Annotated in this window: 12 protein-coding genes, 1 tRNA gene and 2 pseudogenes; 4 read left to right on the forward strand and 11 right to left on the reverse strand. The window is 69.4% G+C overall.

The features are described 5' to 3' along the window. The first annotated feature begins 71 nt into the window (after positions 1-71). Positions 72-1,127: a LacI family DNA-binding transcriptional regulator gene (locus ACFYZQ_RS30380; protein ID WP_389154487.1), complete on the forward strand. Its 1,056-nt coding sequence runs from the start codon at positions 72-74 to the stop codon at positions 1,125-1,127. 120 nt (positions 1,128-1,247) lie between these two features. On the opposite strand, the gene ACFYZQ_RS30385 is transcribed toward ACFYZQ_RS30380, so the two are convergent. From ACFYZQ_RS30385 to ACFYZQ_RS30400, 4 genes and pseudogenes are all read right to left on the reverse strand, one after another. Continuing rightward, a tRNA-His gene (locus tag ACFYZQ_RS30385) sits at positions 1,248-1,320 on the reverse strand. Positions 1,321-1,437: 117 nt separating this feature from the next. Continuing rightward, the gene (gene orn, locus ACFYZQ_RS30390; RefSeq protein WP_389154489.1) at positions 1,438-2,040 is read right to left on the reverse strand and encodes an oligoribonuclease; all 603 of its coding nucleotides are present in this window, start codon (positions 2,038-2,040) and stop codon (positions 1,438-1,440) included. A gap of 117 nt (positions 2,041-2,157) precedes the next feature. Then, positions 2,158-3,329: pseudogene (locus tag ACFYZQ_RS30395) on the reverse strand (helix-turn-helix domain-containing protein). Between the two features lie 378 nt (positions 3,330-3,707). After that, positions 3,708-4,031: a hypothetical protein gene (locus ACFYZQ_RS30400; RefSeq protein ID WP_389154492.1), complete on the reverse strand. Its 324-nt coding sequence runs from the start codon at positions 4,029-4,031 to the stop codon at positions 3,708-3,710. Positions 4,032-4,375: 344 nt separating this feature from the next. On the opposite strand from ACFYZQ_RS30400, the gene ACFYZQ_RS30405 reads away from it, so the two are divergent. Both ACFYZQ_RS30405 and ACFYZQ_RS30410 read left to right on the forward strand, forming a co-directional pair. After that, complete coding sequence (locus ACFYZQ_RS30405; RefSeq protein WP_389154495.1) at positions 4,376-4,903, forward strand: universal stress protein; 528 nt, start codon at positions 4,376-4,378, stop codon at positions 4,901-4,903. Positions 4,904-5,039: 136 nt separating this feature from the next. Next, positions 5,040-5,603, forward strand: a complete 564-nt coding sequence (locus tag ACFYZQ_RS30410) for a GPR1/FUN34/YaaH family transporter (protein ID WP_389154497.1) — start codon at positions 5,040-5,042, stop codon at positions 5,601-5,603. A gap of 138 nt (positions 5,604-5,741) precedes the next feature. Here the strand turns inward: ACFYZQ_RS30410 and glmS are convergent, their stop codons facing one another. Next, positions 5,742-7,559, reverse strand: coding sequence for a glutamine--fructose-6-phosphate transaminase (isomerizing) (glmS, locus tag ACFYZQ_RS30415; RefSeq protein ID WP_389154500.1), 1,818 nt, complete (start codon positions 7,557-7,559; stop codon positions 5,742-5,744). A 24-nt stretch (positions 7,560-7,583) separates the two neighbouring features. Next, a complete protein-coding gene (locus tag ACFYZQ_RS30420; RefSeq protein ID WP_389154621.1) occupies positions 7,584-7,841 on the reverse strand; it encodes a hypothetical protein in 258 nt (85 codons plus the stop codon). A 165-nt stretch (positions 7,842-8,006) separates the two neighbouring features. Between ACFYZQ_RS30420 and ACFYZQ_RS30425 the strand changes: the two genes are divergently transcribed. Further along, a complete protein-coding gene (locus ACFYZQ_RS30425) occupies positions 8,007-9,572 on the forward strand; it encodes a purple acid phosphatase family protein (RefSeq protein WP_389154502.1) in 1,566 nt (521 codons plus the stop codon). 34 nt (positions 9,573-9,606) lie between these two features. Here the strand turns inward: ACFYZQ_RS30425 and ACFYZQ_RS30430 are convergent. The 5 genes and pseudogenes from ACFYZQ_RS30430 to desA form a co-directional block, all read right to left on the reverse strand. Further along, positions 9,607-9,861, reverse strand: a pseudogene (locus tag ACFYZQ_RS30430) (Tat pathway signal sequence domain protein); the annotation flags it as partial. Between the two features lie 293 nt (positions 9,862-10,154). After that, positions 10,155-11,924 carry an IucA/IucC family protein gene (locus ACFYZQ_RS30435; protein WP_389154505.1) on the reverse strand — a complete coding sequence of 590 codons (1,770 nt, stop codon included), beginning with the start codon at positions 11,922-11,924 and terminating at the stop codon, positions 10,155-10,157. Further along, positions 11,921-12,454 (reverse strand): GNAT family N-acetyltransferase, encoded by a 534-nt coding sequence (locus ACFYZQ_RS30440; RefSeq protein ID WP_389154508.1) that lies wholly within the window; start codon positions 12,452-12,454, stop codon positions 11,921-11,923. Before ACFYZQ_RS30440 ends, ACFYZQ_RS30435 begins: the two co-directional genes overlap by 4 nt. Further along, a complete protein-coding gene (locus ACFYZQ_RS30445) occupies positions 12,451-13,728 on the reverse strand; it encodes a lysine N(6)-hydroxylase/L-ornithine N(5)-oxygenase family protein (RefSeq protein WP_389154511.1) in 1,278 nt (425 codons plus the stop codon). Before ACFYZQ_RS30445 ends, ACFYZQ_RS30440 begins: the two co-directional genes overlap by 4 nt. Further along, complete coding sequence (gene desA, locus ACFYZQ_RS30450; RefSeq protein WP_389154514.1) at positions 13,712-15,154, reverse strand: lysine decarboxylase DesA; 1,443 nt, start codon at positions 15,152-15,154, stop codon at positions 13,712-13,714. Before desA ends, ACFYZQ_RS30445 begins: the two co-directional genes overlap by 17 nt. Between the last annotated feature and the right edge of the window lie 79 nt (positions 15,155-15,233).

A 15,233-nucleotide genomic window follows, 5' to 3' on the forward strand; every position in this document is an offset into this window, starting at 1 on the left:
ATGGGGTCGGGGCGGCCGGGCCACGGCTGTTACATTCCTGGCCTGAAGGCTGCGAACGGAAGGCGGCGACCATGGCGGTCAAGGGTGAGCGGAGCCGGGGCATTCGGCGGCCGACCCTGGAGGAGGTCGCCGCCCGGGCCGGTGTCGGCCGCGGCACGGTGTCCCGGGTGATCAACGGTTCCCCCCGGGTCAGCGACGCGACCCGCGCGGCCGTGGAGGCGGCGGTCGCCGAACTCGGCTACGTCCCGAACACCGCCGCCCGTGCCCTGGCCGCCAACCGTACGGACGCGATCGCCCTGGTCGTGCCCGAGCCGGAGACCCGGTTCTTCTCGGAGCCGTACTTCTCCGACATTCTGCGGGGCGTCGGTGCCGAGCTGTCCGACACGGAGATGCAGTTGCTGCTGATCTTCGCGGGCAGCGACCGCGAGCGGCAGCGGCTCGCCCAGTACCTCGCCGCGCACCGGGTGGACGGCGTCCTGCTGGTCTCGGTCCACGCCGACGACCCGCTGCCCGACCTGCTCGCCCAGCTGGAGATCCCGGCCGTGATCAGTGGCCCGCGTTCGGCGGCGGAGGCCCTCACCTCGGTGGACTCGGACAACTACGGCGGCGGCCGTTCGGCCGTGGAGCACCTGCTGGCCCGCGGCTGCCGCACGATCGCCCACATCACCGGCCGCCTCGACGTGTACGGCGCCCAGCGTCGCGTGGACGGCTACCGGGACGCGCTCCGCGACGCGGGCCGTCCCGTGGACGAACTGCTCATCGAGCCGGGCGACTTCACCGAGGAGGGCGGTCGCCGTGCGATGACCCGGCTGCTGGAGCGCAGACCGGCGCTGGACGCGGTCTTCGCCGGCTCGGACGTCATGGCGGCCGGTGCCCGGCAGGTGCTGCGCGAAGTGGGCCGGCGTATCCCTGACGACGTGGCCCTGGTGGGCTACGACGACTCGGCCATCGCCCGCCACATGGACCCGCCGCTCACCAGCGTGCGCCAGCCCATCGAGGAGATGGGCCGCGCGATGCTCGACCTGCTCCTCGCGGAGATCGCGGACCGCCGCCCCTCCGTGTCCCCGGGACTGGAGCGGCGGCAGGTCGTGCTGCCCACGGAACTGGTGCCGCGGGCCTCGTCCTGAGGCCGGGGGCGGGGACACGGCGGGGGGACCGCGGAGACGGGGCGGGGGCGGGGCCGCGACCGGGGAAAACGAAGCAGCCGGTGACCCGTCTTGCGACGGAGTCACCGGCTGACTACGCAGGGTGAGTGACGGGACTCGAACCCGCGGCATCCTGGACCACAACCAGGTGCTCTACCAGCTGAGCTACACCCACCATGACCGGCAGTTCGAGGAGTGTTTTCCCCGACCGGCCGAGAAAAAGTGTACAGGGTCCGAAGGGGTGCTCGCGCCAGGCTTTCGCGGCGCCCCTCCGCCGGCCCCCGCGGACCGCCTACTGAGCGGGCAGGACGTGCTTGGCGGCGATCGCCTTCGCCGTGTCGGAGTCGGGGCCGGGCTGCGGCACGAAGACGGCCTCGCGGTAGTAGCGCAGCTCGGCGATCGACTCGCGGATGTCGGCCAGGGCGCGGTGGTTGCCGTTCTTCTCCGGGCTGTTGAAGTAGGCGCGCGGGTACCAGCGGCGGGCCAGCTCCTTGATGCTCGACACGTCGACGATCCGGTAGTGGAGGTATTCCTCCACCTTCGGCATGTCCCGGAGCAGGAAGCCGCGGTCGGTGCCCACGGAGTTGCCGCACAGCGGCGCCTTGCCGGGCTCCTTCACGTGCTCCCGTACGTACGCCAGGACCTGCTCCTCGGCGTCCGCCAGCGTGGTCCCGCCGGGGAGCTCCGCGAGCAGCCCGGACGCGGTGTGCATCCGACGCACCACTTCCGGCATCGTCTCCAGCGCCTGGTCCGGCGGACGGATGACGATGTCCACCCCTTCGCCGAGTACGTTCAGCTCGGAGTCGGTGACGAGGGCGGCCACCTCGATGAGCGCGTCGTCGGACAGCGAGAGGCCGGTCATCTCGCAGTCGATCCACACCATGCGATCGTTCATGTGTCTAACCTTACGCGGCGGTAGGGCATCCGGCGCCTGTCCAGCCGGGCTCTGCTGGGGGGCTGCCGCCCCTGGTGAAGGAAAGCGGGCCGGGGCGTGAGCCCCGGCCCGTCCTCGTCACATCCCGCTGCGCGGCCCCGGCACGCTGGCCGACAGGCTGCGCCGTGCCTGGATCGGCACGCCGGCCTCAGGGTGCAGCAAAGCCGGTACCGGGCCCATCGGCCCGCCCGGTGCGGGCAGCGCCGGCTCGGCGTCGGCGGGCTTGTCGCCCTGGGGGCGACGGGCGCGGTAGGCGGCCCGGTAGGCGGCGGGCGAGGAGCCCGCCGACGCCGGAAGTGACCCCGCAGGGCCACGGGTGAGCGGAAGCCGCAGCGGCCCGCGACCTCGTCCACCGAGTAGTCCGACGTCTCCAGCAGCCGCTGCGCCTGCAGCACCCGCTGGGTGATCAGCCACTGCAGCGGGGCACTCCCGGTGAGTGACCGGAAACGGCGGTCGAAGGTGCGACGGCTCATGTACGCCCTCGCCGCCAGCGTCTCCACGTCGAACTGCTCGTGGAGGTGCTCCAGCGCCCAGGCGACGACCTCCGCGAGCGGGTCGGCGCCGATCTCCTCTGGTAAAGATCGATCGAGATAGCGCTCCTGGCCGCCCGATCGGCGCGGCGGGACCACCAGACGCCTGGCCAGCGCGCCCGCCGCCTCGTTGCCGTGGTCCGACCGCACGATGTGCAGGCACAGATCGATTCCGGCCGCCGTCCCCGCCGATGTCAGCACATCGCCGTCGTCGACGAACAGCTCGCGCGGATCGACGTGCACGGACGGATAGCGCTTGGCCAGCGTCGGCGCGTACATCCAGTGCGTGGTGGCCGGGCGGCCGTCCAGCAGGCCCGCGGCCGCCAGCACGAACGCGCCGGTGCACAGGCCCACGATGCGTGCGCCCTCCTCGTGCGCCCGGCGCAGTGCGTCGAGCGCCTCCTCCGGTGGCGGAGAAGTGATGGAACGCCAGGCGGGCACGACGACCGTGCCCGCGCGTGAGATGGCCTCCAGGCCATGCGGTGCGGTGAGTTCCAGGCCCCCTGTGGTCCGCAGTGGGCCTTCCTCGCCGGCGCACACCAGCAATCGGTAGCGCGGCACTCCGGCGTCCTGGCGGTCGATCCCGAACACCGAAAGCGGTATGGAACTCTCGAAGATGGGCCCGCCGCTGAACAGCAGCACGGCGACGATCTCCTTGCGACGTCGCCCGGACAGCTTCCGGGCCGCGGCTTCCGGCGCGGCAGTGGAGTCGTGGCTCATCCTGCTAAGCCCCCCTCGGTGGTCGCGGCTCCTCGGTTGTGTCGCTCCTGCACGTTTCCCCTCGGTCCTGCACGAGTCCCCCGCCGTAAGACAGTCAAGATCGAATCTACTGCGTCCCGCGCCGCCGCGGTGACCAGATCGACACCCGGCGCATTGTCGACATGACAACTTGGCGTGAAGCATTCGATCACGAAGCGTTGCACTCGTGGGCCGTACAGGGAAGTACGCCTCGTCGCAGTGGCCAAACCGCGTAGGGTGCGCAGGGCCCCGTGGGCCCTTTCCGTGCAGGTCGAACGGGGGTTGAGGGGTGGTTCGGACCCTCCCTGCCCGGTGGCCGGAAGTTGGCTGAAAAGCTACGGTCCTGTGCGCGGAAACCGGTCAGTCGACCGGTGTGCCGCCCTTGGTGTGACGTCCGCCTCCCCGCCCCTTTTCCCGTCCGCTCTCCCGTCCGCCTCCCCGGGGTGCCGAACGTGGTGAACGCGCCGAACGTACCGCGCAGCGCTCCGAGCGGCGCAGCAGGATCCGGCACACGCCGGTGACGGCGGCCAGGCCCAGGGCGGTGCCGGCCGCGCCGGCGAGGGAGGTGCCGTACCAGAGCAGGACCACGGGGACGAGGACGCAGCTGAAGGCCGCCCAGCGGACCACGTCACCGGCGGTGTCGGGGGCGGGGCGGGGGTCGCTCGTGGGTCGTGGTCGGGACATCTCGTACTCCCTGGTCGCACTCCTTGCCGCGGTGGCTCAGGGGGTTAAACGCCGGTTCGGCCAGTCGGTCACTGTGCGTGTCGGCCGGATGGCGTCCGGCTGTCCGAATCCTGCGCAAACCGCCTGTACGGGGCAGCAACCATTGCGTTACGGGCGTCGCTCGTGCATGCTCCGGGGAACCCCTGCGGACTCCGGGGGGACCCCTTACGGAGCCTGCCCAGGACTCTGGGCCGAGGAAGCTTGCCGCCGTACCCTTGGGGGTATGGGGTTGGGAAGGTGTTTCCCGGACACAGCTCCGCCGCACAGTGTCGTCCCACCCGAAGGATCACAACGCCGAGACAGCCATGGCCGGTCACGAATTCTCTGAACCCGCGGACCGCAAGCGGCCGGTCGCCGATCCCACGGCGACCGATCCCCTGGCGGCGGAAGAGTCACGCGCTTCCTGCGACCCAGCCTTCAAGCACGGAGTGGTCGTCGGCTTCGACGGCTCCACGTCCAGCGAGCGGGCCCTCGCCTACGCCATCGGCATGGCGCACCGCTCCCGCTCGGGCCTGATCATCGTCCACGTGGCCAACCGGCTGCCCACCACCGTGTGGGCGGGGTGCGAGCCTCCCGTCTTCGTGGACGTGCCCGACCACCGCACCGAGGTGCTGGGGCTGGAGCTGGCCTGTGCGGACTACCTGGCCGAGGTGCCCTGGATCCTGGTCGAGCGCGGTGGCGACATCTGCCACGAGCTCGAAGAGGTGGGGCGCGAGTACGAGGCCGACGCGATCGTGGTGGGCTCCACGCACGGGGTCGTCGGACGGATCTTCGGTTCCGTCGCCGGGCGGCTCGCCAAGCGGGCGAAGCGGCCCGTGGTGGTCATTCCGTAACACCTGTCACGCCGTCAACTCCCTTTGTGCGGCGCGGTACGCCGCGTCAACCTACTTGTGCGTAGGTGTGTTTGTGCCTTTGTGAAGGGCATATATCGCTCACCGCGCAACCGCACATGCACGAAGGGAGCCCGCCGTGGACAACGACGTCTCTGCGGGAAGCACCACCACGATCGTCGGCCGACTCGCCCTGGGGATCACCCTGTTGGCGTTCGGACTCGGCGTCACCGGCGTGATCGACGGCGTGTCGGCATCCGATGCCGTATCACTGGCCCACTACGTAGGCGGCGTTGCGCTCTTCGCCGCCGGACTCCTCGCCCTCCGCGACCGTGACACGGTCAACGGTACGGCCTTCTCGGCGCTCGGTGCCCTGTGGTTCACCTGGGCCGTCTCCGCCGCAGACCACACTTCGGCCAACGGGGCCGGACTCTTCCTGCTCCTGTTCGCCCTCGTGGCGCTCACGTTGACCCTGGCGGGCGGAGACCCCCTCGGGCAGGCCGTGCACGGGCTGCTGTTCCTGGCGATGCTCGTGCTCGCCGTGGCGGACTTCGCCGACAGTTCCGCTCTCGCGAAGGCCGGCGGCTGGGTCGCCGTCGCCTCTGGCGCGGTGGCCTGGTACGCGGCCACCGCGGTCCTCGCGCACTGGCCGACGGTGCTTCCGAGGCGTGCTGCCGGCCGGGGGGTGACGGCCGCCGGCTGATGGCAGCCGGCCGGGATGTCGGGCGGTCCCGGCATGCGGAGCGGACCCCCTGTGTGCGGTGGCGCATGCGGGGGTCCGTTCCGTCCGTTCAGGAGCGTTGTGTTTGCTCGCGCAGTCCCCGCGCCCCTTTCGGGGCGCTTACTCCACCGTCACCGACTTGGCGAGGTTCCGCGGCTTGTCGATGTCCCGGCCCAGGGCCAGCGCCGTGTGGTAGGCGAGGAGCTGCAGCGGGATGCCCATCAGGATGGGGTCCAGCTCGTCCTCGTTCTTGGGCACGACGATCGTCTGGTCGGCCTTCTCCTGCTCCTGGTGGGCGACCGCGAGGATCTTGCCGCTGCGGGCCTTGATCTCCTCCAGGGCCGCGCGGTTCTTCTCCAGCAGGTCGTCGTCCGGCACGATCGCGACGGTCGGCAGGGCAGGCTCGATCAGCGCGAGCGGGCCGTGCTTGAGCTCGGAGGCGGGGTAGGCCTCGGCGTGGATGTAGGAGACCTCCTTGAGCTTCAGGGAGGCCTCGCGGGCGACCGGGTAACCCCGTACGCGGCCGATGAAGAGCATCGAGCGGGCCTCGGCGTAACTCTCGGCCAGCTTCTTGACCTCGTCCTCCTGCTCGAGGATCTCGGAGATCTGCGCGGGCAGCCTGCGCAGGCCTTCGATGATCCGCTTGCCGTCGCGCACGGAGAGGTCGCGGGTGCGGCCCAGGTGCAGGGCGAGCAGGGCGAAGGCGACCGTGGTGTTGGTGAAGCACTTGGTGGACACCACGCACACCTCGGGACCGGCGTGCACGTAGATGCCGCCGTCGGCCTCGCGGGCGATCGCGGAGCCGACCACGTTGACCACGCCGAGCACCCGGGCGCCCTTGCGCTTGAGCTCCTGCACGGCGGCCAGCACGTCGTACGTCTCACCGGACTGCGACACCGCGACGTACAGCGTGTCGGGGTCCACGACGGCGTTGCGGTAGCGGAACTCGGAGGCGGGCTCGGCGTCGGCCGGGATGCGGGCCAGCTCCTCGATCATCTGGGCGCCGATCATGCCCGCGTGGTAGGAGGTGCCGCAGCCGAGGATCTTCACGCGGCGGATCCGGCGTGCCTCGCGGGCGTCCAGGTTCAGGCCGCCGAGGTGCACGGTGGAGAAGCGGTCGTCGATACGGCCGCGCAGCACGCGGTCCACGGCGTCGGCCTGCTCGTGGATCTCCTTGTGCATGTAGGTGTCGTGGCCGCCCATGTCGTACGACTCGGCCTCCCACTCGACGGTGGTCGGCTCGGCGGTCGTGCGCGTGCCCTCGGTGGTGTACGTCCGGAAGTCGTCGGCCTTCAGCGTCGCCATCTCGCCGTCGTCCAGCGTCACTATCTGCCGGGTGTGGGCGACCAGCGCGGCCACGTCGGAGGCGACGAACATCTCCTTCTCGCCGATGCCGAGGACCACCGGGGAACCGTTTCGGGCCACCACGATGCGGTCCGAGAAGTCGGCGTGCATCACCGCGATGCCGTAGGTGCCCTCGACGATCCGCAGGGTCTCGCGGACCTTGTCCTCGAGCTTCTCGGCCTGCGAACGGGCGATCAGGTGGGTGAGGACCTCGGTGTCGGTCTCGGACAGGAACTCGACGCCGTCCGCCTCCAGCTTGCGGCGGAGGTCCGCGGCGTTGTCGATGATGCCGTTGTGCACGACGGCGACCTTGTGGTCGGTCGACATGTGCGGGTGCGCGTTCACGTCGGAGGGGGCGCCGTGGGTGGCCCAGCGGGTGTGGGCGATGCCGGTGGTGCCCTTGAACCGTGCCGGGACCTTGGCCTCCAGGTCGCGGACCCGGCCCTTGGCCTTGACCATCTTCAGTCCGGCCGACTTCGGGGAGGTGACGACGATGCCCGCCGAGTCGTAGCCGCGGTACTCCAGGCGCTGCAGGCCCTCCAGGAGCAGCGGGGCGACGTCACGCTTCCCGATGTATCCGACGATTCCGCACATATACAGGTATCCCCAAGCTTCCGTTCAGCCGTAGACGATGCGCCGCAGTTGCCGGAGCGTAAGCTCGGGCGGGGCCACCGCACGGTATTTCAGGTCCGCCTCGATCCGTTCGAAGATCGCCGCGTTCACCAGGCCCTGCGCCTGGAGCTCGCGGTGGCGGCGACGGACGTAGTCCTCGGTCGTCTCGTCGAAGAAGGCGAGCACGTCCTGGATCACCCGCAGTGCCTCGCCCCGGTTCAGGGTCGTGGACCTCGTCAGATGATCAACCAGTTCGTCGTGCACCCGGTAGATCCTGAGGTACCGGCGACGGTTTCGCAAGAATCCTGCCCGATTTCGGGCAACAGCTTGTTGAATCTCTTATGGTGCTCTGTTCGCAAGCTGTCCATCCTGTGTCTTGCGTCTCGTCGCCCGGACACACGAGTTTCAGACGCCATGGACATTCCTCGCATGGGAGTACCCGAGCAGCTGGCCGAGCGCATGAGCATGGCCGAGCAGCACGAATACCTGCGCTCCAGATTCTCTCGGCGCAACATGATCAGAGGCGGCGCCGTCACGCTGGGCGCCGTCGCGGGTGGCGCGTTCGTGCCGGGCGCCACCGCCCAGGCCGCCGTCCCCACCCAGTCGACCGCCCCCGCCACCGAGTACGTCAACGGCGCCTTCGTCGCCCCGTTCGGCCGTCACCTCGCCTTCGGCAACGACGCCGGCACGGAGATGACGATCTCCTGGCAGGTCCCGGTCCCGGTGAAGAAGCCCTTCGTCCGGATCGGCACCCACGCCTCGCACCTCTCCGTCAAGATCGACGCCGAGATCCGCTCCCTCTACACCCCGGCCGGCGTCGGCGCGAGCGGCGACCACACCCAGTACTACGTGCACGCCAAGCTGGCCAACCTCAAGCCGGGCAAGACGTACTTCTACGGCGTCGGCCACGACGGCTTCGACCCGGCATCCCCGCAGTTCGCCAGTACCATCGGTACCTTCACCACGGCCCCCCGCAACAAGGCGCCGTTCACCTTCACCGCCTTCGGCGACCAGGGTGTGAGCTACCACGGCCTGGCCAACGACAGCCTGATCCTCGGCCAGAACCCGTCCTTCCACCTGCACGCCGGCGACATCGCCTACGCCGACCCGTCCGGCGCCGGCAAGACCGCCGACACCGGCTTCGACTCGCGCGTGTGGGACCAGTTCCTCGCCCAGACCGAGTCGGTCGCCAAGTCCGTCCCGTGGATGGTCTCCTACGGCAACCACGACATGGAGGCCTGGTACTCGCCCAACGGCTACGGCGGCGAGGAGGCCCGCTTCACCCTGCCCGACAACGGGCCGGACAAGAAGCACCTGCCGGGCGTCTACTCCTTCGTCTACGGCAACACGGCGGTCATCTCCCTCGATCCCAACGACGTCTCCTTCGAGATCCCGGCGAACCTGGGCATCTCGGGCGGCACCCAGACCAAGTGGTTCGAGGCCCAGCTGAAGAAGTTCCGCGCCTCGAAGGACGTCGACTTCATCGTCGTGTTCTTCCACCACTGCGCGTACTGCACCTCCACGGCGCACGCCTCGGAGGGGGGCGTGCGACAGGAGTGGGTGCCGCTGTTCGAGAAGTACACGGTGGACCTCGTCATCAACGGCCACAACCACCAGTACGAGCGCACCGACGTCATCAAGGGCAACGCGGTCACCAAGAAGCTGCCGATCGGCGGCACGGCGTACCCCGAGTCCGAGGGTGTCGTGTACGTCACGGCGGGCGCCGCGGGCCGCAGCCTGTACGCCTTCTCCGCGCCGGACTCCTACGAGGGGCACCTGAACGAGGTCGACTCCGTCGCCTCCTTCATCAACACCAAGGACGGCAAGGTAAACGAGACCGTCGCCTGGTCCCGGGTGCGCTACCTCAACTACTCGTTCCTGCGTGTGGACGTCGAGCCCGCGGCCCGGGGTCACTACGCCAAGCTGAAGGTCTCCGGCATCGCCGAGACCGGTGACCGCATCGACCACTTCACCGTGGCGCGCAAGGCCAAGTAGTCCAAGTCCGCACCACACCCGGCACAGGCGGTCCTCACATCCTTCTGAGGACCGCCTGTTTGGCCATTGTGAACTCCTCGCCCGTGAGCACCCCTTCGCGGTGCAGCCCACCCAGCTCCCGCAACCTCCGCAGCAGGGTGTCGTGGTCGTCCTCGGCGGGGGAGGACGTCGGCTGCCGGGGGAGCCGGGGCGCGTCAGGGCGTACGTCCGCCCCGTCGGCCGCCGACGGATGCGGCAGCCGCGCCTGCACCGCCGCCGCGACCAGTGCCATCAGCGGGTCCTTCTTGAAGTCTTTCGCGCAGGGTGCCCGGGCCTTCAGGGTCGGGGTGAATGCGCGTTCCCGCGGAGCGGGGCAGGGAGGGGCGAGTCGCCGTCAGGGCGGTTCGTCGTCTTCATCCACCAGCCCGAGGACGACCTCAAGCAGTCGGTGATGACGGCCAGTTGAGGGCCCCGTGGTCGGGTGGCCCTGAAAGGCAGGGGTGTAAGAGGGGGAGGATGTCAATCGACGCCCGTGATCTCGTCGACGGGGATCGCACGGTGCCGGCCGCGGCCTTGGCGTCCTCCGTCTTCCAGTTCCATCGGTCAGAACCTCGCCACGGGGTTCTCCAGGCTGCCGACGAGCTGCAGCGCCCCCGATGGGTCCGCCAGGTCCACCATCTGCTTGTTGTTCCGCAACTGGAGGCGGTTGAGGCAGGACAGGGCGAACCGGGGGGCGAACATGTCGTACTGGCGGAACCTGTCGGCGAGTTCGGGCGTCGCCTCCTGGTACTCGCGGGTGACCTCGGCGACCGTGCGCCAGAAGGTGTCCTCCTCCAGGATTCCCTCACCGGCCAGGACGGCGGACAGGAAGCGGAAGAAGCAGTCGAAGACGTCCGTGAAGACGGACAGGAGCCTCTTGTCCTCGGGGACCTCGACACGGATGCGCCGGACCTCGGGCGGCAGCACCGCGTCCGGGTCCATGACGGCTATCTCCTCCGCGATGTCCTTGTAGATCGCGCGCTGTACGACACCGTCCTTCAGGACGAGGATCACGTTCTCGCCGTGCGGCATGAACACCAGGTCGTAGGCGTAGAAGCTGTGCAGGAGCGGGACGTAGTACGCGCGGAGGTAGCGGCGCAGCCACTGGGCCGGGGACAGCCCGGACCGTTCGATCAGCGCGCCCGCGAAGGACCTGCCCTCGTGGTCCACGTGCAGCAGCGAGGCCATGGTGGCCAGGGACTCGCCCTCCTGAAGCGAGGGCACCGGGCTCTCCCGCCACAGCGCGGCCAGCATCTTGCGGTACGGCGAGTAGCGGTCGGTGGCCTGCTCGTACTCCAGGTGCCGGTAGCCGACGGCCGCCCGCTCCCGGATGACCGTCAGGCCGGCCGACTTCAGCACGGGGTCGTTGTCGACGAGCTGGGCCAGCCAGTCGTTGATGGCCGGGGTGGCCTCCATGTAGGCGGCCGACAGTCCGCGCATGAAGCCCATGTTGAGGACGGACAGGGCCGTCTTCACGTAGTGCTTCCCGGGGTGGGAGGTGTTGAAGAAGGTCCGGATGGACTGCTGGGCGAGGTACTCGTCGTCGCCCTCGCCGAGGCACACCAGGTTCCGGCGGGCGACCTCGGCGGCGAAGGTGACGGCGAGCTTGTTCCACCACTGCCAGGGGTGGACGGGGATGAGGAGGTAGTCGGCGGGGTCGAGGCCCTGGCCGGTGAGCGTGGCGCGGAACCGCGTCAGCGTGGCCTCGCCCAGCTCGTCCCGCAGGAACGCCTCGTACTCGACGCCGACGCCGGCCGTGAACGCCGCCCGCGACCGGTGCGCCGCCAGCCAGACCAGCCGGACGGGGCTCGCGGTCTCGGGGGCGTAGGACAGGTACTCGTGGACACCGAAGCCGAGCCGCCCGTTGTTGGCGACGAAGCAGGGATGGCCCTCGGTCATGCCGGTCTCGACGGCCTGGAAGCCGCTCGCGGCCAGCTCGGCGGCCGTGACCTGCGGCTTGGCGAGCTTGTAGCAGGTACCGGAGAGGGTGGAGGAGATCTCCTCCAGGTAGACCGGCAGGATGTCGTCGCTCAGACCCAGCGACTGCTTCAGCTCGATAAAGAAGTCCAGTGCCGCGAGCGGGAGTTCGGCGCCGTCGCGGTGGCGGGTGATCGAGTCGGCGTCCACCTGCCAGTGGTCCAGGGCGCGGCGGACCGCGGTGAAGCGGTAGCGGGTCAGGCCGTCGTCGCTGCGGACGACGTACGCGTTCCCCTCCGCCTCCGGCGTGATCAGCCGCTCGTGCGCGAACTCGGCGAGGGCCTTGCGGACGAGGAGACGGTTGGCCTGCTCCCAGCGTTCGGGGGAGAGGTGGGCCACGGCGTCGGCGAGGCTCATACGGCCACCCCCGTCGCGGCGGCGAACTGCTCACGCGTGCAGAAGCTCAGCAACGCCTTCTTCTCCGGCTTGTCGATCTCCCGTTCGGGCACGAACCCGACGGCTTCGTTCAGGGCGTGCACGGCCTTGTTGCGGACGTCGGGTTCGACGACCACCCGGGCGGTCGCCGGGTCCTCGAAGAGGTGGGCCATCACCGCGGTGATGACGGCCCGTGTGAAGCCGTGTACGGGGTGGTCGGTCGCGGGGGTGAGGAAGTGCATGCCGACATCGCCCGGTCGCGGCTCGTACAGGCCGGTCAGCTCGCGGTGGGCGGGGTCGTACTTCTCCATCAGGAAGGCCGGCACGCCGTACTCGTCGAGGCCCAGCAGGGCGTGGTGGTGCTCGTCCGCGGCGATCTCCCGGTAGGCGCGCTCGACGTCCTCGACGCTCGCGTCCCGCATCATCCAGAAAGCGGCCTTCGGATGGGTGACCCACCGGTGCAGCAACGCGGCGTCCCGCGGCGGGTCGAGGGGGCGGAAGGTGAAGGTCATGCCGTGAACTCCTGGAAGGCGATCGTCTTCTCGACCGGGTAGTACTCGGTGCCGAGCAGCTCACGGATGATGCAGCTGTTGCGGTACGCGCCCATGCCCAGGTCGGGGCTGGTGATGCTGTGGGTGTGGACACCGGCGTTCTGCAGGAAGACGCCTTTGCCCGTCACGTCGATCGCGTAGTTCCTGGCGACGTCGAAGTTGCCGTGGGAGTCGTACACCAGGCGGTCCTTGACGGAACTCAGGAACTCCGGCTCGGCGTACTTGTAGCCGGTGGCCAGGACCAGGCCCTGGGACTCGATCTCGAAGTCCTTCTCCTGCTCCTCCTGGTGGAACGACAGGGTGTACGTGCCGTTCTCGTACGTCGCTCCCCGCAGCGATGAGTTGGTGAGCAGCCGGGTGGGGACCGGGCCACCGAGGTTCTTCTGGTAGAGCAGGTCGAAGATCTCGTTGATGAGGTCGCCGTCGATGCCCTTGAACAGGCCCTTCTGCTCGGCCGTGAGCCGGTAGCGGGTGGCCTCCGGCAGTTCGTGGTAGTAGTCGATGTACTCGGGCGAGGTCATCTCCAGCGTGAGCTTGGTGTACTCCAGCGGGAAGAAGCGCGGGGAGCGGGTGACCCAGTTCAGCCGGTAGCCGTGGACGTCGATCTCACCGAGGAGGTCGTGGTAGATCTCGGCGGCGGACTGCCCGGAGCCGACGAGGGTGATCGAATCCTTCTGCACCAGCTCCGAGCGATGCCGCATGTACCGGGAGTTGTGGACGAAGTCGCCGCCCAGCCCCTGGCAGGCCTCGGGGACGTAGGGCGGGGTGCCGGTGCCGAGGACCAGGTGGCGGGCGCGGTACACCTCACCGGCCTCGGTGCGGACCACGTAGAGCTCGTCCTCGTACGTCACCTCGGTGACCGTCGTACCGAAGCGGACGCTGCTCAGTTTGCCGGCGGCCCAGCGGCAGTAGTCGTCGTACTCGACGCGCAGCGGGTAGAAGTTCTCCCGGATGTAGAACGAGTACAGTCTGCCCTTCTCCTTCAGGTAGTTGAGGAAGGAGTACGGGGAGGTGGGGTCGGCCAGGGTGACCAGGTCCGACATGAAGGGGGTCTGGAGGTGGGCGCCGTCGAGGAGCATGCCCGCGTGCCATTCGAAGTCGGGCTTGGACTCCAGGAAGACGCCGTTCAGTTCGCCGATCGGTTCGGTGAGGCAGGCGAGGCCGAGGTTGAAGGGGCCGAGCCCGATCCCCAGGAAGTCGTAAGGGGCGGTCGGGGCTTCAGGACGCGCGGTCAAGGGACTCTCCCAGGTACTGCTCGGCGTGGCCGGCGATCAGGCCGAGGACGGCGGCGATGTCGTCCGGCGTCGTCTCGGGGTTGAGCAGGGTGAACTTCAGGTAGTGGCGGCCGTCCACCTTGGTGCCCGCGACGACGGCGTCACCGGAGGCGAACAGGGCCGCCCGGGCGTGCAGGTTGGCGCGGTCGATCTCGGCCGGGTCGGTGACGGCGGCCGGAACGTAGCGGAAGACGAGGGTGGAGAGGGAGGGCTCGACGACGACGTCGAAGCGGGAGTCGGCCGCCAGGAGCCCGTAGCCCTCCCGGGCCAGGTCGCAGACCTCGTCGAAGAGTTCACCGATGCCGTCGGCGCCCATGGTGCGCAGGGTCATCCACAGCTTGAGGGCGTCGAAACGGCGCGTGGTCTGCAGGGACTTGTCGACCTGGTTGGGGATGCGCTCGGTGACCATGCGGCGCGGGTTGAGGTACTCGGCGTGGTAGGTCGCGTGCCGCAGCGTCGAGGCGTCCCGCACCAGCAGGGCCGAGGAACTCACCGGCTGGAAGAAGGACTTGTGGTAGTCCACGGTGACCGAGTCGGCGCGCTCGATGCCGTCCAGCAGGTCACGGCGGGTGCGGGAGACCAGCAGCCCGCAGCCGTAGGCGGCGTCCACGTGCAGCCACGCACCGTACTGGGCGGAGAGTTCGGCGATCTCGGGGAGCGGGTCGATGGAGCCGAAGTCGGTGGTGCCGGCGGTCGCGACGACGGCCATCGGGACGAGACCGTCCTGCCTGCAGCGCTCCAGTTCACGGGCGAGCGCGACGGTTCGCATGCGCTTGTCGTGGTCGACGGGCACGGAGACCACGGCCTGAGGGCCAAGGCCCAGAAGCTTGGCGGACTTCTTCACGCTGAAGTGGCTGACCTCGGAGGCGAAGATCCGCAAGCGGGACGCGGAATCGCTCTTGGCCTCCTCGCGGGCGAGGAGCAGGGCCTGGAGGTTGGACTGGGTGCCGCCGGAGGTGAACACCCCGTCGGCGGACGGCCCGAGGCCGATGCGGGCAGCCGTCCAGTCGACGAGCCGGCGTTCGATCAGGGTGCCGCCGGCCGACTGGTCCCAGGTGTCCAGGGAGGAGTTGACGGCGGAGAGCACCGCCTCGCCGAGCACCGCCGGGATGACCACCGGGCAGTTGAGGTGGGCGAGGTAGCGGGGGTGGTGGAAGTAGACCGCGTCCCGGAGGTAGACCTCCTCCAGTTCGTCCAGCACCGCGGTGGTGTCGTGCAGCGGGCGGTCGAGGTCGATCCCGTCGATGCGGGGGGCGAGGGCGTCGACCGTGACACCGGTGAACGGGCTTTCGGTGGTGGCGAGTTTGGCCGCCACCCGCTCGACTCCTTCGGTCACGGAGCGGCGGTAGTGCTCCGCGGTCAGGTCATTGAGCAGGTGCGAGCGCATGTGGGGGTCCTCCGAGGGGGCGATCCGTACGGGGAGTCGGGATCAACTTAGGCTAGCCTAACCTAAGTTGATCGCCGTG

This window comes from Streptomyces sp. NPDC001843 (assembly GCF_042891955.1).
Taxonomy (GTDB): Bacteria; Actinomycetota; Actinomycetes; order Streptomycetales; family Streptomycetaceae; genus Streptomyces.

Coding starts and splice junctions, on each gene's coding strand:
- ACFYZQ_RS30380 (WP_389154487.1), top strand. CDS start 72: ATGGCGGTCAAGGGTGAGCGGAGCCGGGGCATTCGGCGGCCGACCCTG.
- orn (WP_389154489.1), bottom strand. CDS start 2,040: ATGAACGATCGCATGGTGTGGATCGACTGCGAGATGACCGGCCTCTCG.
- ACFYZQ_RS30400 (WP_389154492.1), bottom strand. CDS start 4,031: ATGTCCCGACCACGACCCACGAGCGACCCCCGCCCCGCCCCCGACACC.
- ACFYZQ_RS30405 (WP_389154495.1), top strand. CDS start 4,376: ATGGCCGGTCACGAATTCTCTGAACCCGCGGACCGCAAGCGGCCGGTC.
- glmS (WP_389154500.1), bottom strand. CDS start 7,559: ATGTGCGGAATCGTCGGATACATCGGGAAGCGTGACGTCGCCCCGCTG.
- ACFYZQ_RS30425 (WP_389154502.1), top strand. CDS start 8,007: ATGGGAGTACCCGAGCAGCTGGCCGAGCGCATGAGCATGGCCGAGCAG.
- ACFYZQ_RS30435 (WP_389154505.1), bottom strand. CDS start 11,924: ATGAGCCTCGCCGACGCCGTGGCCCACCTCTCCCCCGAACGCTGGGAG.
- ACFYZQ_RS30440 (WP_389154508.1), bottom strand. CDS start 12,454: ATGACCTTCACCTTCCGCCCCCTCGACCCGCCGCGGGACGCCGCGTTG.
- desA (WP_389154514.1), bottom strand. CDS start 15,154: ATGCGCTCGCACCTGCTCAATGACCTGACCGCGGAGCACTACCGCCGC.